The following is a 20911-nucleotide window of genomic DNA, read 5'->3' as shown; positions in this document are numbered from 1 at the left end:
GTCACATTCCGAACCCGGAAGCTAAGCCCTCCAGCGCCGATGGTACTGCACCCGGGAGGGTGTGGGAGAGTAGGACACCGCCGGACATCTTCTCGATTTAGGGCCACCCCCACATGGGGGTGGCCCTAAACGCATTTGTGGCCCGATCACACCACCTTGAACCGGGGCAGCGCGTCAGAGCGCCGGCCGTTAGCGTCACGCGAGTGACGGCGCCCATCGGGGGCACAGGGCCCACCACCGCAGAACCGGACCACATCGCCACCGAGAGAACCAGGTCAGGGCTGTGGCGTAGCCGGGATTTCAGCCTGTTCTGGGCGGCGCAGACGGTGTCGGTGGTCGGCGACGGGTTCGCGTCGGTGGCCGTACCGCTGCTGGTCCTCCAGGTCACCGGGTCGGTGGCGCTGATGGGCCTGCTCACCGCGGTCGCCGGAGTGGCGTCGGTGGTCACGGCCGTGTTCGCCGGAGTGCTGGCCGACCGGGTGAACCGGCGACGTCTGCTGATCGGCGGGGACCTCGCGCGGGCGCTGTTGTTCGCCGCCGTACCGGTGGCGTGGCTGTGGGGGCCGCAGCTCTGGCTGCTCTATCTCGTGCTGCCGGCGAGTGCCGCCGTGGGGATGGTGTTCCGGGTGGCGTACGTGACGGCGGTGCCGGGACTCGTGGACGTCGGACGGATCACCGAGGCCAACGGCAAGCTGTCGGCGAGCTATGCGGTAGCCGGGATCGGGGGACCGCTGCTGGCCGGTCTGGTGGCGGCGCGTTTCGGGTACACCACGGCCATCGCGGTGAACGCCGTGAGCTTCGCGGCGTCGGCGCTCGGGCTGACCGCCGTACGGCTGCGGCAGGCGCGCCGGGAACGGACCACGAGGACGCTGGCGGCGCTGCGGGGCGAGCTGCTGGACGGGGCCCGGTTCCTGTGGCGGCATCCGGTGCTGCGGAGTCTGACGCTGCTGCTGTCGGCGTTCCTGTTCCTCAGCTACGGCCTCGACGACGTGTTGATCTATTACGTCGGGCACGAGCTGGGTGGGTCGGAGCGTACGGTCGGGGTGGTGTTGGGGCTCGCCGCGCTCGGTACGGTCCTCGGCTCGCTGGTGGTGGCGCCGTTGCGACGACGCGTCGGGTTCGGGCCCACCTGGTCGGGCAGCATGGTGGTGGCGGGCGTGGCCGTCGCGGCGGTCGGGTCGGCGCGGACGGTGCCGGCGGTGGCGGCCCTGGCGGCGGCGTACCTCGGCGGGGTGGCGATCGGTGCGATCTGCTCGCTGTCGCTGCGGCAGGAGGTCACGCCGAACCATCTGCTCGGCCGGGTCACCTCGGTGTTCTGGGCGACCCACTACGCGCTCGGCCCGGTCGGCGCGGCGGTGGTGACGTGGGGCGCGCAGGGGTACGGCGTACCCCTGGTGTGTCTGCTGGCCGGCGGTGGGTGTGTGCTGGTCGGGCTGGTGGCGCTCGCCACGCCGGTGGCGCGGGTCGGCGGGCGGTGACCCGGCGGCGGACGTCAGTGCCGGGTCTGCACGGCCTCGCGGATCTGTCGCAGCAACCCGGCGGACTCGTCGATCGAGCGGGACGGGAACATGGCGAGCACCACGCTGCCGTGGTCGGCCCAGCCGCAGACCGCGAAGTCACCGCCCTCGCCGGTGGTGCTGCCGCACTTCATCACCCCGGCGAGCGGGCCCGGGGAGACGTCGCGCAGGCCGTCGATCGCGCCGGTCTCGTCACCCATCAGCGTGAACAGGCTCTCCAGGTCCCGCTCCGGCTGCCAGAGCAGCGTCGTGCCGCCGAAGAGCAGCACCGACCGGCGGGCGTCGGTCGGGTCCTGGTAGACCGCGCCGAAGCTGCTGTCCAGCCGGATGTCGGCTGCGAGGCCGCTGCGCAGGTAGTCGGCGGTGCTCACCGCGCGGTCGCTGGTGTCCTGGCGCAACCCGGCGATCTCACCCGGAGTGCTGATCCGGGCGTCCTTCTGCTGCATGATCCGCCAACCCCAGGAGCCCAGGGCGCCGACGCCCGCGAACACGAGGACCGCGATCAGCGCCACCGCGATCCGCCAGCGCCGGGATCGGACGGGACGGCGTTCGGGGCCGGTCGCCGCCGCAGGCTGGTCCAGTTCGATGGGCTCGGCGGTCAGGTCGACCACCGGGGTGCCGTCGTCGAGGTGGTGGAGGCTGCGGCGCGCGTCGGACATAGCCGACACCGTACGCGAACCACAGGTGGCGCACGTCGGGTCCGCCGAAGCGCTCCGTAGACTTCGAGGGTGACCGAGAACCTGGATGCCCGACGCCTCGATGCCCCGACCCTAGCCGGCCAGTACCAGCCCGGCGAGGTAGAGCAGCGACGGTACGAGCAGTGGGTAGCCGACGGTCGCTTCCGGGCGTCGGCGGAGAGCGAGCGGCAGCCCTTCACCATCGTCATCCCGCCGCCGAACGTGACCGGTTCGCTGCACATGGGCCACGCGCTGGACCACACGGTGCAGGACGCCCTGGTGCGGCGCAAGCGGATGCAGGGTTTCGAGGCGCTCTGGCTGCCGGGCATGGACCACGCCGGCATCGCCACCCAGAACGTGGTGGAGCGGCAACTCGCCGCGCAGGGCCTGTCCCGCCACGACCTGGGCCGCGAGAAGTTCGTCGAGCGGGTGTGGCAGTGGAAGGCGGAGTCCGGCGGGGCCATCCTCGGCCAGATGCGCCGCCTCGGCGACTCGGTGGACTGGGACCGCGAGCGCTTCACCATGGACGAGGGCCTGTCCCGCGCCGTGCAGACCATGTTCAAGAAGCTGTACGACGACGGCCTGATCTACCGCGCGAACCGGATCATCAACTGGTGTCCGCGCTGCCTGACCGCGCTCTCCGACATCGAGGTGGAGCACTCCGACGACGACGGCGAACTGGTCTCGATCCGCTACAGCGACGACGTGGTGGTGGCCACCACCCGGGCCGAGACGATGCTCGGTGACACGGCGGTGGCGGTGCACCCGGACGACGAGCGGTACCGGCACCTGATCGGCACCGAGGTCGAGCTGCCGTTGACCGGGCGGCGGATCCCGATCGTGGGGGACGCCCACGTCGACCCGTCCTTCGGCACCGGCATGGTGAAGGTCACCCCGGCGCACGACCCGAACGACTTCGAGATCGGGCAGCGGCACGACCTGCCGGCGCTGACGGTGATGGACGAGCGGGGGGTGATCACCGCGCCCGGCCCGTTCCAGGGGCTGGACCGGTTCGAGGCTCGGCCCGCGATCGTCGCGGCGCTCCGCGAGCAGGGTCGCGTCGTCGCCGAGAAGCGGCCGTACGTGCACGCCGTCGGCCACTGCTCCCGATGCCGCACCACGGTCGAGCCCCGACTGTCGTTGCAGTGGTTCGTGAACACCTCGCCGCTGGCGAAGGCGGCCGGTGACGCGGTGCGCGACGGGCGGGTCCGGATCGAGCCGGCCGAGCTGGCCAAGCGCTACTTCGCCTGGGTCGACAACATGCACGACTGGTGCATCTCCCGCCAGCTCTGGTGGGGCCACCGGATCCCGGTCTGGTACGGCCCGGACGGCGAGGTGGTCTGCGTCGGACCCGATGAAGAACCGCCGAGCAGCTCCGGTGACGATCAGGGGTGGCACCAGGACGAGGACGTGCTGGACACCTGGTTCTCCAGCGGCCTGTGGCCGTTCTCCACGCTCGGCTGGCCGGAGCAGACCCCGGACCTGGCCAAGTTCTATCCGACCAGCGTGCTGGTGACCGGCTACGACATCCTCTTCTTCTGGGTCGCCCGGATGATGATGTTCGGCCTGTACGCGATGGACGGCAGGCAGCCGTTCGACGTGATCGCCCTGCACGGCATGGTCCGCGACGAGCACGGCAAGAAGATGTCCAAGTCGTTCGGCAACGTGGTCGACCCGCTGGACTGGATCGACCGGTACGGTGCCGACGCGACCCGCTTCACGCTGGCCCGGGGCGCCAATCCGGGTGGGGACGTGCCGGTCAGCGAGGAGTGGTGCCAGGGCTCGCGGAACTTCTGCAACAAGCTCTGGAACGCCACCCGGTTCGCGTTGCTCAACGGCGCGCACACCGGCGGTCCGATGCCGGACGCCGACAGGCTGTCGACCGTCGACCGGTGGATCCTGTCCCGGTTGGCGCACGTCACGGCCGAGGTCGACGAGCAGTTCGAGGCGTACGAGTTCGCCAAGGTGTGCGACCTGCTGTACCACTTCGCCTGGGACGACGTCTGCGACTGGTACGTGGAGTTGAGCAAGCCGGTGCTGGCCGGTGGCGGTGAGCCGGCCGAGGTCACCCGTCGGGTCCTCGGTCACGTGCTGGACCACCTGCTGCGGCTGCTGCACCCGGTGATCCCGTTCGTCACCGACGAGCTGTGGACGGCGCTCACCGGCGGCGAGACGGTGCTCACCGCGGCGTGGCCGGTCGCCGACCGGGCGCTCGTCGACGACGCCGCCGAGGCGGAGGTCGTCACCCTGCAACGGGTGGTCACCGAGGTCCGTCGGTTCCGCTCGGACCAGGGCCTGCGTCCCACCCAGCGGGTCGCCGCCCGGCTCGACGGGCTGGCCGGTGCCGGTGTCGCGGCACACGAGCCGCTGATCCGGTCCCTGGCCCGGTTGGACGCGGCCGGTGACGACTTCCAGGCCAGTGCCACGCTGGCCATGCCGGGCGAGGTCAGCGTCGCGCTGGACACCCGGGGCTCGATCGACGTGGCCGCCGAACGGGCGCGGCTGACCAAGGACCGCGCGGCGGCCGAGAAGGAGGCCGGGCAGGCCCGGGCGAAGCTGGACAACCCGGCGTTCGTCGGCAAGGCCCCCGAGCCGGTCGTCGCCAAGATCCGTCAACGGCTGGCCGTCGCCGAGGCCGACCTGGCCCGGATCGACGCCGCCCTGGAGGCGTTGCCCTCGTGACCGACCGCACCGAGCACACCGACCGCGACCGACCGCGCGGCGACCGGGCCGCGCACGCCGCCTTCGCCCAGGCGGAGGCGGAGCTGGCCGGGCGCGGCTTCACCCGGATGGTCTTCGAGCTGGACCGCATCTCGTCCCTGCTCGACCTGCTGGGCAGCCCGCAGCGGGCGTACCCGTCGATCCACCTGACCGGCACCAACGGCAAGACCTCCACGGCCCGGATGATCGACTCGCTGCTGCGGGCGTTCGGGTTGCACACCGGTCGGTACACCAGCCCGCACCTGGAGACCGTCCGGGAGCGGATCAGCCTGGACGGCGAGCCGGTGGACGAGGCCCGGTTCGCCTCGGTCTACCAGGAGATCAAGCCGCTGGCCGAACTGGTGGACGACCGGTCGGCGGAGCCGCTGACCTACTTCGACATGACCACCGCGTTGGCGTTCGCCACGTTCGCCGACGCGCCCGTGGACATCGCCGTGGTGGAGGTGGGTCTCGGCGGCGCCGAGGACGCCACGAACGTGATCCAGGCCGGGGTGTGCGTACTCACCCCGATCGGGTTGGACCACACCGAGTGGCTCGGCGACACGCTCCAGGACATCGCGGTGGCCAAGTCCGGCATCATCCACCCCGGAGCCACGGTGATCTGCGCCGCGCAGGAGGAGGAGGCCGCCCGGCCGATCCTGCAACGCTGCGCCGAGGTGGGCGCGACCGTCGCCCGCGAGGGCGCCGAGTTCGGCGTGCTGCGTCGGGCGGTCGCCGTCGGCGGGCAGGTGCTCACCCTGCAAGGGCTCGGTGGGGTGTACGAGGAGGTGTTCGTCCCGCTGCACGGCGCGCACCAGGCGCAGAACGCGGCGGTGGCGCTCGCCGCCGTCGAGGCGTTCCTCGGTGCCGGTGCACGGCGGCAACTGGACGTCGAGGCGGTCCGCGAGGGCTTCGCGGCGGCCAGTTCACCGGGCCGCCTGGAGCGGGTCCGGACCGCCCCGACGATCCTGCTCGACGGCGCGCACAATCCGCAGGGAATGGCGGCCACGGTCACCGCACTACAGGAGGAGTTCGCGTTCAGCAAACTCGTCGCGGTGGTGGGCACGCTGGCCGACAAGGACGCGGCCAGCCTGCTGGAACTGCTGGAGCCGGTGGTCGACCAGGTGGTGGTGACCCGCAACAGCTCGCCCCGGGCGCTGCCGGTCGAGGAGTTGGCCGCGCTCGCCGCCGAGGTGTTCGGGCCGGACCGGGTCGAGGTCGCCGAGGAGATGCCGGATGCGATCGAGGCGGCGGTGGCGCTGGCCGAGGAGGACGTACCGGGTGAACTGGCCGGGGTCGGGGTGCTGATCACCGGCTCGGTGGTGACCGTGGCCGATGCCCGTCGACTGCTGAAGCGATGAGCGGGCCCACAGGCGCGCCCCGACCGGACGACAGCCCCGAGCCCCTCACCGGTGACGGTGCCGGATGGGGGCAGCCCGAGGACGGTCCCGGGGCGGGCGGCGACGGCCCGCCGGGACAGCGCCGGTCCGGGCTGCGTGATCCACAGCGGGCGGTACGCGGCCTCGGCGCGGGCACCCTCGCGCTGGAGGCGCTGGTGCTGCTGCTGGCGATCCAGCCGATCCGGGTCGTCGGTGGGGATCTCGGCGGCCCGGCGCTCGCGGCGGTGGTGACGCTGGCCGTGCTGGCGGCACTGCTGGCCGGACTGATGCGTCGCCCCTGGGCGTGGCAGGCCGGCACCGTGTTGCAGGGACTACTGCTGCTGTCCGGGCTGCTGCACTGGGCGCTGTTCGCGCTGGGCGTCATGTTCGCGCTGGTGTGGGCGTACGCGTTGCACGTCCGTCGGGTGATCCTGGGCTGACCGGCGGGTCACGCCTCGGCGCGTTCCCGCCACTGGGTCAGTGCGATGCCGTGTCCGTCCGGGTCGCGGAACGCCGCCGCCCACACCTCCAGCTTGGCGCCCCGGTTGACCACCCGGGGCGCGTAGGTGAACCGGACACCCGAGTCCCGCATCCGCTCGTAGGCCGACTGGATGTCGTCGACGTCGAGGTTGACGTGCACCAGCCGCCGGTTCATCGGCTGCGCGCCGGTCACCTCGCGCAGCACCAGCCGGGTCGCCCCGGAGGAGAGGACCGCGTTCCCGTTGCCCCGGTCGAGCTCGCGGAAGCCGAGCCGGTCCCGGTAGAACTCCAACGATCGGGGCAGCTCGGTGACGAGCAGGGTGATGCCCACGCCGCTGATCGGGGCGGCCGGGTCGGCGGCGTCCGGGTCGAAGCCGAAGATCGCCTCGTCCAGGTCCCGGTCGTCGACCTGCGGGTCCGCGGCACCGTCGGTGTCCCGAGCGTCGGCCGTCGGGCCTGCGTCGGTCTTCCTGCTCGCGTCGGTCGTCGTGCTCGGAGCGGTCGTCGTGCCGTCGTCGGTCGCGGTCCGCGGAGCGGGTGCCGTGCTCGCGGCGGTCGTCGCCGGGATCGGCTCGTCCCCGGGCGGCGTCGAACGGGTGCGCTCGCCGGTCGCCGGGTACGGGTCGTCCAGCGGCAGGTCCAGCGGGTCGAGGCCGACCGTGGGCGCGGTGCTCGCCGTACCGGCGGACGACGCGGCGCCGGGGCGGTCGTCGATCGGCAGGTCGGCGAAGAAGTCGGCCTCGTCCGGGGCGGTGGTGGTCGCCGCGAACCGCTCCTCGGCGGGGGTGCGCGGCGCGGGCGTGGCGCGACGGGGCAGCGGGGAGTCGCTGCTCGGCTCGACCACGGTGCCCTCCAGCACCACCGGTCCGCCGGGACGCTGGCGTACCCGGACCGGGTCGCGGGGCTCGGCCGGCTCGATCGGGTCGTCGCGCAGCGGAGCGCCGAGCGGGTCACCCAGCGGGTCGTGGAAGTCGTCCTCCGGCGCCCGGTCGGCCCACGGCGGGGCCTGCTGCCCGATCAGCACCTCGTCCGGCGGGACCTGCCCGGCGAACTCCTCGGCGAACTCGGGCGGGAGGTCGGCGATGCCGGCCTCGGCGTGGGTGGGCACCTCGTCCCAGAGCACCCGGACGTGTCGCGGGTCGTCCAGCGCCACCCGGATCGGCAGCGTCTGGCCCAGCGACGGCCACTTGGCGACCGGTACCCGGGGCTCGATGATCTTCTTGGACCGGGGCGGCAGCCCGGGCGCGTCGATCACGAGCTGGAGTTCGCAGCGGCCGAAGGCGTACTGGGTGGGTGGCTCGGAGGCGCTGTGCACATGGCCGGCGCCGACGACCCACGTGTGCCCGCCACCGCGCACGGTGGCCAGCGCGATCGCCAGCACCAGCAGGGCGACACCGAGCGCCACGATCGCCCAGCTCGTCATGCCCAGGCCGAACAGCACGACGAAGGCGGCCACGGTGCCGAGCACCGCCGCGATCAGTTTGCGGACCGGAGCGATGGGTCGGTTCCCGCCGTTCGCCACAGTGGACCTCCCGGGTGGTCAGGGCCAGGCTAGGCCGGATCGGGGGCCGGGGGAAGGTCCGACCACCGCGCCGGGGCCGGGACCGGGTCGCTAGGCTGAACCGTACCGAGCCCGACCGGCTTCCGCCCTGAGGAGGAACCCAGCGTGTCCAGCAGCAGCCCGGACGAGCGCACGCTCGTACTGATCAAGCCCGACGCGGTCCGCCGCGGCCTGGTCGGCGAGATCGTCTCCCGCTTCGAGCGTAAGGGGCTGCGGATCGACGCGCTGGCGTCCCGGACGATGGACGCCGCGCTGGCCGACGAGCACTACGCCGAGCACGTGGACAAGCCGTTCTACCCGCCGCTGAAGACGTTCATGACCAGCGGGCCGCTGGTCGCGCTGGTGCTCTCCGGCGACCAGGTGATCGACGTGGTGCGGGGCCTGATCGGCGCCACCGACGGGCGCAAGGCCGCCGCCGGCACCATCCGGGGTGACCTCGCGCTGTCCAACCGGGAGAACCTGGTGCACGCCTCCGACTCGCCGGACAGTGCCAAGCGCGAGCTGGCGCTCTGGTTCCCCGAGCTGGGCTGAACGACAGCGACGAGCCGGCTCGTCCACGGGCCGGCTCGTCCACGGGCCGGCTCAGGCCACCCAGGGCAACTTGTCCGGGTTGGCCACCAGGAAGATGTCGGTGATCCGACCGTCGGCGGTGCCGAGCGTGACCGCGTATCGGGCGCCGCCCGCGGTGACCACCACGGCGGCCGGCTGACCGTTGAGTTCGGTGCGGTGCACGGTGAGCGGCCAGCCCTTGTCCCGCACGCCCAGCAGGAACCGGACCACCCGCTCCGCGCCGCTGATCGGGTTGCGGGCGGCGCTCACCCGGCCGCCGCCGTCGCTCCACGCGGTCGCGTCGGCGGCCACCAGCTCGGTCAGCCTCCGCAGGTCGCCCTCACCGGCGGCGGCGACGAACGCCTCCAACAGCCGCTCCTGCTCCGCCCGGTCGGCGGTGAACCGGGGCTGCTCGCGTCCGATCCGGGCGGCGGCCCGGTGGTGCAACTGCCGGCAGTCCTCGGCGGACCGGTCGAGCAGTTCGGCGATCTCGGCGTACGGCAGCTCGAACGCGGTGTGCAGGACGTAGACGGCGCGCTCCGGCGGAGTGAGCCGCTCCAGCAGGTGCAGCAGCGCGGTGGAGAGCGAGTCGCGTAGTTCGGCGCGTTCCAACGGACCGAACGGTGACGGGACCGTCGACACCGGCTCCGGCAGCCACTGTCCGACGTACGCCTCCCGGGCGGACTGCCGGGCCCGCAGCCGGTCCATCGACAGGTGGGTCACCACCCGGGACAGGTAGCGGCGTGGCTCGGCCACCCGGCTCCGGTCGACGCGGGCCCAGCGCAGGTAGGTCTCCTGGAGCACGTCCTCGGCGTCGTGCCGGCTGCCGAGCAACCGGTACGCCAGGCCGAGCAGCATCGGCCGGTGCGCGTCGAGCGCACCGGCCGCCTCCGCCGCCTCGGTCGGGTTCAGTCGTCCGACGGGAGATCGTTGCGGAAGGTCACCGCGATCCGGTTCCACACGTTGATTGTGGCAATCGCCAGGACCAGATCGGCGAGTGCCTTCTCCGGCCAGACCTTCGCCGCGTCCTCCCACACGTCGTCGGGTACGCCGTGCTCGCCGAGCCGGGTGACCGCGTCGGTCAGCGCCAGCGCGGTGCGTTCCCGCTGGTCGAAGAAGGGCGCCTCCCGCCAGGCGGCCACCGCGAACAGCCGTCGACTCGACTCACCCGCGCCGAGCGCCTCCTGGCTGTGCATGTCGACGCAGTACGCGCAGCCGTTCAGGATCGACGCGCGCAGCTTCACCAGCTCCAGCACGGTGTGGTCGACGTTCGCCCGGACGTACTTCTCCAGCCCCATCACGGCGCCGAACGCCCCTGGCGCCACCTTGGCCACGTTCATCCGCTGCATGACAATCCTCCGATGTCTCGGTCCGACACCGCCACGACGGGTGCGGCACGTCGGGGCGTGACAGGTCGCTGCTGTGACGCCGGACACCGTGCCGATCATGGACTTGTGGCGCTGGTTTCGCGCCGTTGTGACCCGTTTTCGGGTCGCCACGTCTCCATGATCGGCGGGGCGGGGTTATCGGGAGGAGGCGGGCGGGCGGGGTGGGTATCATGGGTGGGCATGGCGATGATCCGGCTATCACCGGTGAGCCTCCGGAAGAACGGCCGGGTGACCGGCTCAGTAGAACCGGACGGGTCGGCCCGTCACAGCCGGTCAACGAGCGGGCGGTCGCAAACCGATCGCCAAGCGGGGTGGTACCGCGGGCCCGGCCCGGGGCGCCGGTGACGGCGTACCGGTGACGGCTCGTCCTCGCAGACCCACACGACAGTGAGCGTCAGCGAGGAGAGCGACCCCCGATGGCCTATCCGTTGCACGACCCGACCGCCACCGGCGTCCCGGCCAGCCCGGACCTGCCCGCGGTCGAGCGCCGGGTGCTGGAGCACTGGACGGCCGACAAGACCTTCGAGGCCAGCGTCGAGCAGCGTCCCGCCTCCGGCCGGCAGTCGTCCGCCGCCGGCGGCGGCTCCGCCGACAACGAGTACGTCTTCTACGACGGCCCGCCGTTCGCCAACGGTCTGCCGCACTACGGCCACCTCTTCACCGGGTACGTCAAGGACGTGGTGCCGCGCTACCAGACCATGCGCGGTCGGCGGGTGGAGCGGCGTTTCGGCTGGGACTGCCACGGCCTGCCCGCCGAGGTGGTGGCCGAGAAGCAGCTCGGCATCACCAGCAAGGCGGAGATCCTCGACCTCGGCGTGGCCCGGTTCAACGAGGCGTGCCGTTCCTCGGTGCTGGAGTTCACCCAGGACTGGGAGCGGTACGTCACCCGGCAGGCCCGCTGGGTCGACTTCGCCAACGACTACAAGACCCTCGACCTGGACTACATGGAAAGCGTCATGTGGGCCTTCAAGACCCTGCACGACAAGGGTCTGATCTACGAGGGCTTCCGGGTGCTGGCGTACTGCTGGCGGTGCGAGACGCCGCTGTCGAACACCGAGACCCGGATGGACGACGTCTACCGGGACCGGCACGACCCCACGCTGACCGTGTGGTTCGGGCTGACCGCCGACGAGTCCGCGCCGGAACTGCTCCGGGGGCCGCTCCGGCTGGGCGTCTGGACCACCACGCCGTGGACGCTGCCGTCGAACCTGGCGCTGGCCGTCGGACCGGACATCGAGTACGCGGTGCTGGAGCGCGACGGCGAACGGTACGTCGTCGGCGCCGGGCGCCTCGGCGCGTACGCGAAGGAGCTGGAGGGATACCAGCAGGTCGGCACGGTACGCGGCGCCGACCTGGTCGGGCGGCGGTACACCCCGCTGTTCGACTTCCTCACCGCGCAGGCCGGACCGCAGGCGTACCAGGTGCTCGGCGCGGAGTTCGTGACCACCGAGGACGGCACCGGGATCGTGCACCTCGCCCCGGCCTTCGGCGAGGACGACCAGAACGTCTGCAACGCGGCCGGCATCCCGACCATCGTCACCGTGGACGACCACACCCGGTTCACCGGGCTGGTGCCGCCGTACGAGGGCGAGCAGGTCTTCGACGTCAACAAGCCGGTGATCCGGGAGCTCAAGGAGCGGGGGGTGGTGCTGCGGCAGGACACCTACACCCACTCGTACCCGCACTGCTGGCGCTGCGACACCCCGCTGGTCTACAAGGCGGTGTCGTCGTGGTTCGTCGCGGTGACGACGTTCAAGGACCGGATGGTCGAGCTGAACCAGCAGATCAACTGGACGCCCGGACACATCAAGGACGGCTCGTTCGGCAAGTGGCTGGCCAACGCCCGGGACTGGTCCATCAGCCGCAACCGGTTCTGGGGCTCGCCCATCCCGGTCTGGCGCTCGGACGACCCGAACCACCCGCGCGTCGACGTGTACGGATCGCTGGCGGAGATCGAGCGGGACTTCGGCGTACGCCTGACCGACCTGCACCGGCCGGCAGTGGACGAGCTGGTCCGCCCCAACCCGGACGACCCGACCGGCCGGTCCATGATGCGCCGTGTGCCGGAGGTGCTGGACTGCTGGTTCGAGTCCGGCTCGATGCCGTTCGCCCAGGTGCACTACCCGTTCGAGAACCGCGACTGGTTCGAGAACCACTACCCGGGTGACTTCATCGTCGAGTACATCGGGCAGACCCGGGGCTGGTTCTACACCATGCACGTGCTGGCCACCGCGCTGTTCGACCGGCCGGCGTTCCGCAACTGCCTCAGCCACGGCATCCTGCTCGGCTCCGACGGGCGCAAGATGTCCAAGAGCCTGCGCAACTACCCGGACGTCTACCACGTCTTCGACTCGTACGGGTCGGACGCGATGCGCTGGATGCTGATGTCGTCGCCGGTGCTGCGGGGCGGCGACATGCCGGTCACCGAGTCGAGCGTGCGTGACGCCGTACGACAGGTGCTGCTGCCGCTCTGGAACGTCTGGTACTTCTTCTCGCTGTACGCCAACGCGGACGGCTACCAGGCGAAGCGGAAGACCGACGCGGTGGCGACCGGTGCCGGCAGCCTGCTCGACCGGTACGTGCTGGCCAAGACCAACGAGCTGGTCGAGACGGCCGGCGCGCAGATGGACGCGTACGACATCTCGGGGGCCTGCGCCACCGTCCGGTCCTACCTGGACGCGCTGACCAACTGGTATGTGCGTCGCTCCCGGGACCGGTTCTGGGCGGGCGACACCGAGGCGTTCGACACGCTCTGGACGGTGCTGGAGACGCTGTGCCGGGTGGTGGCGCCGTTGGCGCCGCTGACCGCAGAGGAGATCTGGCGCGGGCTGACCGGCGAGCGGTCGGTGCACCTGACCGACTGGCCGCGGGCCGAGGAGTTCCCGGTCGACCACGAGCTGGTCGCCGCGATGGACGCCACCCGGGCGGTCGCCTCGGCGGCGCTGTCGCTGCGCAAGGCCAAGGGACTGCGGGTCCGGCTGCCGCTGGCGCGGCTGACCGTGGCCAGCCCGGTGGCCGAGCAGTTGCGGCCCTTCGCCGACCTGGTCGCCGACGAGGTCAACGTGAAGGAGGTCGTCTTCACCGACGAGGTGTCCGCGTACTGCCAGCAGGTGCTCACCGTGGTGCCCCGGGCGCTGGGACCCCGGGTCGGCAAGCAGGTGCAGCAGGTGATCAAGGCGGTCAAGGCGGGGGAGTGGGAGTTGGTCGACGGCGCCCCGGTGGCGGCCGGGGTGACGTTGGCCGACGGCGAGTACGAGCTGCGGCTGGTCGCGGCCGACGCCGAGCACTCCGCCCCGCTGCCCGGCGGTGAGGGAGTGGTGGTGCTGGACACGGTGGTCACCCCCGAACTGGCCGCCGAGGGGCTGGCCCGGGACGTCGTCCGGGTGGTCCAGCAGGCCCGCCGCGACGCCGACCTGGACGTCTCGGACCGGATCGTGGTGTCGGTGTCGGCCTCGGCGGAGGTGCGCGCGGCGGTGTCCGGGTACGCCGAGTTCGTGGCCCGCGAGGTGCTGGCGGACAGCGTCGACTTCGCCGACGACCTGGACGGCTTCGCCGGGGAGGTCGGCGAGGGCGAGCAGGTGACGGTAGCGGTGCGTCGTGTGAGCTGACGCGTGAGCTGACGTGTAAGGAAGGGCCCCCTGCTAACGCCCGGTGTATAGCAGGGGGCCCTTCCTAACATCCCACCCAGCCTGCGGACCGGCGCCACCTCGCGCATGTCGGTGTGCGAGGGTCCGCTACGGTGACACCGCCCCTAACCCGCTCGATCCGCCGGAGGACCAGTGCCGCTGCTCTACACCATCGGCAGGTACACCGTGGCCCCGGCACTGCGGCTGGCCTTCCAGCCGAACGTGGAAGGGCTGGAGCACATCCCGGTGACCGGTGGCGCGATCTTCGCCGGCAACCACCTGTCGGTGGCCGACGAGTTGTTCCTCGGCACGGTGGTGCCACGGCACCTGGCGTTCTGGGCCAAGTCGGACTACTACAAGGGCACCGGGGCGAAGGGCGCGTTCCACCGGTTCGTACTCAACGGACTGGGCGCCATCCCGGTCGAGCGGGCCGGCGGGCGGGCGGCGTTGACCGCCTTCGACGCGGCGATCCCCGCCCTCCAGGGCGGCGACCTGGTCGCCATCTATCCCGAGGGGACCCGTTCGCCGGACGGCCGGCTCTACCGCGGACGTACCGGCACCGCCCGGCTGGCGCTGGCCGCCGGCGTCCCGATCATCCCGGTCGGCATGATCGGCACCGACAAGGTACAGCCGATCGGCGCCCGGATGCCACGACCCGGGCGCGCGAAGATCACCGTACGGTTCGGCAAGCCGCTCGACTTCACCGGCCGCTCGGCGGACCGCACGTCGCTACGGGAGATGACCGACGAGCTGATGGCCGAGATCCAGAAGCTCACCGGCCAGGAGTACGTCCCGCGCTACGCCCCGCCCCGCGCGAAGCCGCCGGCCCCCGGCGAGCCGACGCCGGGTGAGCCGACGCCGGGTCAGTCGGGCCAGCCGGGTCAGTCGACGCCGGGCGAGCCGACCGCCGGCTGAGCGGGAATCGGGGCGGACCCGCTCGTCAGCCGCTCGTCGAGACGATCTGCCGCCGCATCGTGGCGAGCAGTTGGGCGCTGTCGTCCACCGAGAGACCGGTGAAGACCGCGCTGGTGATGCTGCCGTGGTCGACCGAGGTGCAGACCACCACCCCGACGCCGTCGACGTTGCCCACCGCGCACCGCTCGTGCCGTCCCCGCACACCGGTCTCCACGACCTGCGCCTCGCCGAGCGAGTACTGCTGGGTGAGCCGTTCGATCTCGCTGTCGGCGTCGGCCGAGGGGGCGAAGCGGAAGCCGGTGCCGCCGAAGACGGTGACCTGCTTGCCGGCGCGTGTGGTGTAGATACCGGCGAAGGTGTCGTCGGCGAGCAGGTGCGTCTGGCGCATCTGTGACTCCAACTGCCGGGCGGCCTGCGTACTGCGGTCGTCCTGGCGGAGTTCCAGGTCGGCGACCTGGCTCGGCAGCGAGGCGTTCGCCGGGTACTGACTCGCCATCGGGACCCCGTAGTAGGCCGGACAGCCACAGCAGCAGGCGATCGTCAGCAGCAGCATCCACGGCCAGCGGCGGCGCTTCCGGCGGCGGGCGTACCCGGGGGGCGCCTGCCAGCCCGGCGGCGGCGCGGGGGGGCCGGACTTTCGTCCCCGCCAGCCCCGCACCAGCGGCGCAGGCGGAGCGGCCGGTGGTGCCGGCGGAGGGGCGTGCCGTACCTGTGGCTGCGCGGCCGGCTGCGGACGAACCGGCGCCGCCGGGGGCCGCATCGGCGCGGCGGGCGCCGCCGGGTTGGGCCGCCCGGCCAGCGGTGGGTACGCGGCCGGCTGGTGTGCGGGTGGGGCGGACGAGACCGGCGGTGGTGGGTACGCGGCCGGTTGGTGTGCGGGCGGCGCGGACGAGACCGGCGGCGGTGGGTACGCGGCCGGTTGCTGTGCCGGTGGTGCGGACGAGACCGGCGGTGGTACGGGGGTGTAGGACCGGGTCGGTGGGGGTGCGGGGTAGGACAACGTGGGCGGCGGCAGGGCGGGCATGTCCGCCGAGGGCAGGTGCCAGCCGCTGGTGTCGGCCCCGGCCCACGGGTCGACCGGGGTCTGGTGCTCGGGCGCGTCGGCCGGCGCCACCGGCGGCAGCAGGGTGGGCTCGGCGGACATGCCCCAGACGCGGCGGCGTGGCGGTGGCGGCGGTACGGCGGCCGACCCGCTCCAGCGTGGCGCGGGCTCCTCTACGGCCGTCGCCTCGGGCATGATCCGGGTGCCCTGCGGGCCGACCTCGGGGGGCGGTGCCACGGTGGTACGCGCGTCGCCCTCGGATGACACCGACCCGTTCCGCTCGTCGGCCTCGTCGACGGACCGGGTCGGGTCGGCCTCGCCCACCGGCTGGGTCGGGTCGGGCTCGTGTACCGGTCGGGTCGGGTCGGGCTCGTGTACCGGTCGGGTCGGGTCGGGCTCGACCCGCGTCTGATCGGGCGCGGCCTCGGACCGAGTCGGGATGATCTCGGCTCGGGTCGGATCGACCTCAAGTCTGTTCGGGGTGATCTCGGGTCGGGTCGGGTCGAGCGGTGCGGCTGGTGGGGTGGGGCGGGTCGGTTCGGCGGGACTGGTCGGGTCGGCGTCGCCGACCGGCTGGGTCTCGTCCGCCGGCGAGGTGGTGGCAGGCGGTGCGGGGTCGAGGGTCTGCTCCTGGGTGACCGCTGACTCCCCGTTCCGGTGTGTGTCCGGACGGTTCCCGTCGACCGGCCGGTCTGCTCCCGGCTGCGGCTCCGGCATCGCGGCAATCTCCTCTCACGCCGACCCGAGGTTAGTACCGGTGTGCCACCGGAGCAGAACCAGGCCGGGTACCACCGCCGGACGGGGCGGCCGACGACCGGTGGTCGTCGCTGCGGGCCGGGGCCGATTCCGCTGGTTCCCGGGTCGGCCAGGTGTGGCGTGGTGGTCGGTGGGTGGGCGCGTACCCTTGGGCATCATGAGCGTCCCGTCCACCACTCCGCGTCCGGTCGCGGCCAACTCCGTCTGGCCCCGCCTGGAGCCGCTGCTGCCGCAGGTGACCAAGCCCATCCAGTACGTCGGTGGCGAACTGGGAGCGGTGGTCAAGGACTGGGACTCCGCGACCGTGCGCTGGGCGCTGATGTATCCGGACGCGTACGAGGTGGGCCTGCCCAATCAGGGCGTGCAGATCCTCTACGAGGTGCTCAACGAGCTTCCCGACACGCTCGCCGAGCGGACGTACGCGGTCTGGCCGGACCTGGAACGGCTGATGCGTACCCACGAGGTGCCGCAGTTCACCGTCGACGCGCACCGCCCGGTCGGTGACTTCGACCTGTTCGGCGTCTCGTTCGCCACCGAGCTGGGCTACACCAACCTGCTCACCGCCATCGACCTCGCCGGTATCCCGCTGCTCGCGGCCGACCGTACCGACGCCGACCCGGTGATCGTGGCCGGTGGGCACGCCGCGTTCAACCCGGAGCCCATCGCCGACTTCGTCGACGCCGCCGTGCTCGGTGACGGCGAGGAGGCGGTCCTGGAGATCACCGCGATCGTCCGGGAGTGGAAGGCGGAGGGCTCGCCCGGCGGCCGGGACGAGCTGCTGCTGCGGCTGGCCCGCACCGAGAGCGTCTACGTGCCGCGCTTCTACGACGTGGACTACCTGCCCGACGGCCGGATCCAGCGGGTCGTGCCGAACCGGGCGGACGTGCCGTTCCGGGTGCACAAGCGCACCACGATGGATCTGGACGCCTGGCCGTACCCGCGCAAGCCGCTGGTGCCGCTCGCCGAGACGGTGCACGAGCGGTACGCGGTGGAGATCTTCCGGGGCTGCACCCGGGGCTGCCGGTTCTGCCAGGCGGGCATGATCACCCGCCCGGTGCGGGAACGGTCCATCACCACCGTCGGGCAGATGGTGCAGCAGGGGCTGGAGTTCTCCGGTTTCCACGAGGTGGGTCTGCTGTCCCTGTCCTCGGCCGACCACTCCGAGATCGGTGACATGTGCTCCGGCCTCGCCGAGCAGTACCAGGGCACCAACGTGTCGCTGTCGCTGCCGTCGACCCGGGTGGACGCGTTCAACATCGACCTCGCCCAGGAGCTGTCCCGCAACGGCCGCCGGACCGGGCTGACCTTCGCCCCGGAGGGCGGGTCGGAGCGGATCCGCAAGGTGATCAACAAGATGGTGTCGAAGGACGACCTCATCCGCACCGTGGTCACCGCGTACACCAACGGCTGGCGGCAGGTGAAGCTCTACTTCATGTGCGGCCTGCCCACCGAGACCGACGAGGACGTCCTCGAGATCGCCGACATGGCCCACGAGGTCATCCGGGCCGGTCGGGCCGCCACCGGCTCGAAGGACATCCGCTGCACGGTGTCCATCGGCGGGTTCGTGCCGAAGCCGCACACCCCGTTCCAGTGGGCGTCGATGCAGCGCCCGGAGGTCATCGACCACCGGCTCAAGCTGCTCAAGCAGGCGATCAACGCGGACCGGTCGCTGGGCCGGGCGATCGGCTTCCGCTACCACGACGGCGAGCCGTCGCTGATCGAGGGCCTGCTGTCCCGGGGGGACCGCCGGGTCGGCGCGGTGATCCGCCGGGTGTGGGAGAACGGCGGCCGGTTCGACGGCTGGAGCGAGCACTTCTCGTACCAGCGCTGGGTGGAGGCGGCCGACGAGGTGCTGCCCGGGTTCGGGCTGGACCTCGACTGGTACACCACCCGCGAGCGCGAGGAGCTGGAGGTCCTGCCCTGGGACCACCTGGACTCCGGCCTGGACAAGGACTGGCTCTGGCAGGACTGGCAGGATTCGCTCAGCGAGTACGAGCAGGACGACTGCCGCTGGACGCCCTGTTTCGACTGCGGTGTCTGCCCGGCCATGGACACCGAGATCCAGATCGGCCCGACCGGCCGGAAGCTGCTCCCGTTGACCCCGGTCAACGGTCTGAAGCTGCCCACCGGCGCGCAACAGTGACCCCGGCGCCCCGGGTGGGGTGCGACACCGAGGAGCAGGACGATCAGTAGGAAACCTCAGCCCGAGGGCGGCCAGGCGCCGGTCGTCCAGCGCGTCCGCATCCGGTACGCCAAGCGGGGCCCGCTGCGGTTCACCTCGCACCGGGACTTCGCCCGGGCGTTCGAGCGGGCGCTGCGCCGTGCCGCCGTACCGGTGGCCTTCTCCCAGGGCTTCACCCCGCACCCGAAGATCTCGTACGCGAGCGCCGCGCCGACCGGGGTCGCCAGCGAGGCGGAGTATCTGGAGATCGGCCTGCGCGAGCCGGTGGACCCGGCGCAGTTGCGCGAGGCGCTGGACACGGCGCTCTCGCCCGGCCTCGACGTGCTCGACGCGGTGGTGGCCACCGGCAGCGGCCTGGCCGACCGGATCCAGGCGTCCCTCTGGCGGATCGAGTTGCCGGAGGTGGACCCCGAGGTCCTGGCCAAGGCGGTCACCGCGTTCCTGGCCGCCGACGAGGTGCTGGTGGAGCGGATGACCAAGCAGGGGCGGCGGACCTTCGACGCCCGCGCGGCCGTCACCCGCGTCGATGTGATCACGTCGTCGGCGACGCCTTCCGTGGCCCCGGCCGTACCGTGTGCGATACTCGAACTGGTCGTGCGGCAGGTCACCCCGTCCGTACGGCCCGATGACGTCCTTTCCGGCTTCCGCGTGGTGGCCGGCCTGGAACCGCCGGTAGCCCCGAAGGTGACCCGGCTGGCTCAGGGCACGCTGACCGCGCAGGGTGCGATCGTGGATCCGCTGGACGCGGACCGCGACGGGGCAACCATCGGCGGGCGCTGACCGACGGTCGGTGCTCAGACAGGCAGACTTCGCCGGTCGCGCACGCCCGTGCGCCCGGGGAAACACCTTTGCGGCGACCCTGCGTGGCAGCGCTCACCCGCGCCCGGGGAAGCCAGAACTGGAGAACGTCCATGCTCGAGAACGAGCCCGAGGGCGGCGAACGGTCCGGTGCGAACCCGGCCGGCGAGACCGCCGAGAACAGCACCGCCGGCACGGCGGGTGCCTCCTCACCGGTGGCCCCCGACGCGTCGGGGGAGACCGCCGGCACGGTGAGCGGCGCGGCCGACCTGGGCAGCCCGTCCGCCGCCGAGACACCGCCCCGCAGACGGGCCACCCGTCGCCGGGCCACCCCGGTCACCCAGCCGGAGCAGACCGACGCCCCGGTCGAGGCGTCCAGCACCCCGGCGCCGGGCAGCGCGGAGGCCCCGCAGGCGGAGGTCTTCGCCCCGGTCTCCGGTGACCTGGACGAGGCACCGAAGACGCCCCGGCGACGCCGCAAGGCCACCACCGCGTCGAAGACCACCGAGGAGCCGCTGGCCGTAGCCGAGGTCGAGGCGGCCGGTGGAGACGTCGTACCGCCGGTGAAGGTGACCCGTACCCGCCGGAAGAAGGCGACCCCGCCGGCCGAGGCCCCGGCCGTGGTCGAGGAGGCGGTGGCCGAGGAGTCGGCAGCCACGGCCGGTACCGACTTCGGTGCGGCCGAGCTGCCCCCCGAGGGCGCCGCGCCGGTCGAGGCCGCCGAGAGCGACCCGGCCGAGCCGGTGACCCCGGCGGAGCCGGAGGCCGAAGCCGCGCCGGAGCCCCGGTCCCGCCGACGCCGTGCCGCGCTCAGCGCGCCGACGGTGCTGTTCATGGCTCCGGAGGAGGTCACGGCCGCCCGCGCCGCCGCCGCTGCGGCTGCCGCCGCGCCGCCCGCCGAGGAGGAGACCACCGAGGAGCCGGCCGAGCCGACCCGGCGTCGCCGCCGGGGTCGGCGGGAGCCCGAGCCGGAGCCCGTCGCCGAGGTCGAGGTCGAGGAGGAGCCCGCCGCGGAGGCCGAGGAGGCCGCCGACGACGAGGACGAGGACGGCTCGCGGCGTCGCCGTCGGCGTGGCCGCCGGGGCCGGGGTCGGGGTAAGGGCGGCGCCGAGGACCTCGACGACGCCGAGGAGAACGAGGCCGAGGAGGCCGCCCAGGGCGAGGCGGACGAGGCCGAGACGGACGAGTCCGGCGACGAGGGCGACGGCGACGGGTTGACCCGCCGTCGGGGGGGGGGGGGGCCCCCCGGGGGGGGGCCCCCCCCCCCCCCCCGGCCCCCCCCGCCCCGGCCCGGCCCCGGGGCGCCCCCGGGAGGCCGGCCCCCGGGCGCGCGTGGTGGGG

The 20911-nt window shown here is 72.7% G+C and carries 13 protein-coding genes, 1 rRNA gene and 3 pseudogenes; 11 read left to right on the top strand and 6 right to left on the bottom strand.

The genetic code is table 11. The annotated features are described in order from the left end of the window. Both rrf and ACIBMZ_RS27915 read left to right on the top strand, forming a co-directional pair. Window positions 1-86 (top strand): 5S ribosomal RNA (gene rrf, locus ACIBMZ_RS27920); the annotation flags it as partial. Between the two features lie 117 nt (window positions 87-203). Next, window positions 204-1478 carry an MFS transporter gene (locus ACIBMZ_RS27915; RefSeq protein ID WP_396698834.1) on the top strand — a complete coding sequence of 425 codons (1275 nt, stop codon included), beginning with the start codon at window positions 204-206 and terminating at the stop codon, window positions 1476-1478. A 14-nt stretch (window positions 1479-1492) separates the two neighbouring features. Here ACIBMZ_RS27915 and ACIBMZ_RS27910 read toward each other — a convergent pair whose 3' ends face one another. Then, window positions 1493-2176 (bottom strand): hypothetical protein, encoded by a 684-nt coding sequence (locus ACIBMZ_RS27910; protein ID WP_396698832.1) that lies wholly within the window; start codon window positions 2174-2176, stop codon window positions 1493-1495. 69 nt (window positions 2177-2245) lie between these two features. Between ACIBMZ_RS27910 and ACIBMZ_RS27905 the strand changes: the two genes are divergently transcribed. The 3 genes from ACIBMZ_RS27905 (at window position 2246) to ACIBMZ_RS27895 (ending at window position 6713) form a co-directional block, all read left to right on the top strand. Next, the gene (locus ACIBMZ_RS27905; protein ID WP_396698830.1) at window positions 2246-4876 is read left to right on the top strand and encodes a valine--tRNA ligase; all 2631 of its coding nucleotides are present in this window, start codon (window positions 2246-2248) and stop codon (window positions 4874-4876) included. A gap of 107 nt (window positions 4877-4983) precedes the next feature. Then, window positions 4984-6255 (top strand): bifunctional folylpolyglutamate synthase/dihydrofolate synthase, encoded by a 1272-nt coding sequence (locus ACIBMZ_RS27900; protein ID WP_396698851.1) that lies wholly within the window; start codon window positions 4984-4986, stop codon window positions 6253-6255. Then, on the top strand, window positions 6252-6713 hold the full coding sequence (locus tag ACIBMZ_RS27895; RefSeq protein WP_396698828.1) for a DUF4233 domain-containing protein: 462 nt from the start codon (window positions 6252-6254) through the stop codon (window positions 6711-6713). Before ACIBMZ_RS27900 ends, ACIBMZ_RS27895 begins: the two co-directional genes overlap by 4 nt. Before the next feature lie 8 nt (window positions 6714-6721). On the opposite strand, the pseudogene ACIBMZ_RS27890 reads toward ACIBMZ_RS27895, so the two are convergent. Then, a pseudogene (locus ACIBMZ_RS27890) lies at window positions 6722-7150 on the bottom strand (VOC family protein); the annotation flags it as partial. Window positions 7151-7315: 165 nt separating this feature from the next. After that, a pseudogene (locus tag ACIBMZ_RS27885) lies at window positions 7316-8275 on the bottom strand (glyoxalase/bleomycin resistance/dioxygenase family protein); the annotation flags it as partial. A 144-nt stretch (window positions 8276-8419) separates the two neighbouring features. On the opposite strand from ACIBMZ_RS27885, the gene ndk reads away from it, so the two are divergent. Beyond that, complete coding sequence (gene ndk / locus ACIBMZ_RS27880; RefSeq protein ID WP_396698826.1) at window positions 8420-8845, top strand: nucleoside-diphosphate kinase; 426 nt, start codon at window positions 8420-8422, stop codon at window positions 8843-8845. 51 nt (window positions 8846-8896) lie between these two features. On the opposite strand, the gene sigJ is transcribed toward ndk, so the two are convergent. Further along, on the bottom strand, window positions 8897-9823 hold the full coding sequence (gene sigJ, locus ACIBMZ_RS27875) for an RNA polymerase sigma factor SigJ (protein ID WP_396698824.1): 927 nt from the start codon (window positions 9821-9823) through the stop codon (window positions 8897-8899). After that, complete coding sequence (locus ACIBMZ_RS27870) at window positions 9772-10212, bottom strand: carboxymuconolactone decarboxylase family protein (protein WP_396698822.1); 441 nt, start codon at window positions 10210-10212, stop codon at window positions 9772-9774. Before ACIBMZ_RS27870 ends, sigJ begins: the two co-directional genes overlap by 52 nt. 455 nt (window positions 10213-10667) lie before the next feature. Here ACIBMZ_RS27870 and ileS point away from each other — a divergent pair, with 455 nt between their 5' ends. Both ileS and ACIBMZ_RS27860 read left to right on the top strand, forming a co-directional pair. Next, on the top strand, window positions 10668-13859 hold the full coding sequence (gene ileS / locus ACIBMZ_RS27865) for an isoleucine--tRNA ligase (protein ID WP_396698820.1): 3192 nt from the start codon (window positions 10668-10670) through the stop codon (window positions 13857-13859). Window positions 13860-14030: 171 nt separating this feature from the next. Continuing rightward, entirely contained in the window at window positions 14031-14792 is a 762-nt protein-coding gene (locus ACIBMZ_RS27860) for a lysophospholipid acyltransferase family protein (RefSeq protein ID WP_396698819.1), read from the top strand. Between the two features lie 25 nt (window positions 14793-14817). On the opposite strand, the gene ACIBMZ_RS27855 is transcribed toward ACIBMZ_RS27860, so the two are convergent. Then, complete coding sequence (locus ACIBMZ_RS27855; protein WP_396698848.1) at window positions 14818-16029, bottom strand: hypothetical protein; 1212 nt, start codon at window positions 16027-16029, stop codon at window positions 14818-14820. A 718-nt stretch (window positions 16030-16747) separates the two neighbouring features. Between ACIBMZ_RS27855 and ACIBMZ_RS27850 the strand changes: the two genes are divergently transcribed. The 3 genes and pseudogenes from ACIBMZ_RS27850 to ACIBMZ_RS27840 form a co-directional block, all read left to right on the top strand. Next, window positions 16748-18733, top strand: coding sequence for a TIGR03960 family B12-binding radical SAM protein (locus tag ACIBMZ_RS27850; RefSeq protein ID WP_396698817.1), 1986 nt, complete (start codon window positions 16748-16750; stop codon window positions 18731-18733). Window positions 18734-18832: 99 nt separating this feature from the next. Continuing rightward, window positions 18833-19552, top strand: coding sequence for a TIGR03936 family radical SAM-associated protein (locus ACIBMZ_RS27845; protein ID WP_396698846.1), 720 nt, complete (start codon window positions 18833-18835; stop codon window positions 19550-19552). Window positions 19553-19683: 131 nt separating this feature from the next. Next, window positions 19684-20911: pseudogene (locus ACIBMZ_RS27840) on the top strand (hypothetical protein); the annotation flags it as partial.

Origin of the sequence: Micromonospora sp. NPDC049900 (assembly GCF_044461025.1) — a bacterium.
Classification (GTDB): domain Bacteria; phylum Actinomycetota; class Actinomycetes; order Mycobacteriales; family Micromonosporaceae; genus Micromonospora.
This window is presented reverse-complemented; position numbering and strand designations above follow the sequence as displayed.

Excerpts from the sequence above, each read along its gene's own strand:
- ACIBMZ_RS27870 (WP_396698822.1), bottom strand. The coding sequence starts at position 10,212 with ATGCAGCGGATGAACGTGGCCAAGGTGGCGCCAGGGGCGTTCGGCGCC.
- ACIBMZ_RS27855 (WP_396698848.1), bottom strand. The coding sequence starts at position 16,029 with ATGCCCGAGGCGACGGCCGTAGAGGAGCCCGCGCCACGCTGGAGCGGG.
- ileS (WP_396698820.1), top strand. The coding sequence starts at position 10,668 with ATGGCCTATCCGTTGCACGACCCGACCGCCACCGGCGTCCCGGCCAGC.
- ACIBMZ_RS27895 (WP_396698828.1), top strand. The coding sequence starts at position 6,252 with ATGAGCGGGCCCACAGGCGCGCCCCGACCGGACGACAGCCCCGAGCCC.
- ACIBMZ_RS27850 (WP_396698817.1), top strand. The coding sequence starts at position 16,748 with ATGAGCGTCCCGTCCACCACTCCGCGTCCGGTCGCGGCCAACTCCGTC.
- ACIBMZ_RS27910 (WP_396698832.1), bottom strand. The coding sequence starts at position 2,176 with ATGTCCGACGCGCGCCGCAGCCTCCACCACCTCGACGACGGCACCCCG.
- ACIBMZ_RS27900 (WP_396698851.1), top strand. The coding sequence starts at position 4,984 with ATGGTCTTCGAGCTGGACCGCATCTCGTCCCTGCTCGACCTGCTGGGC.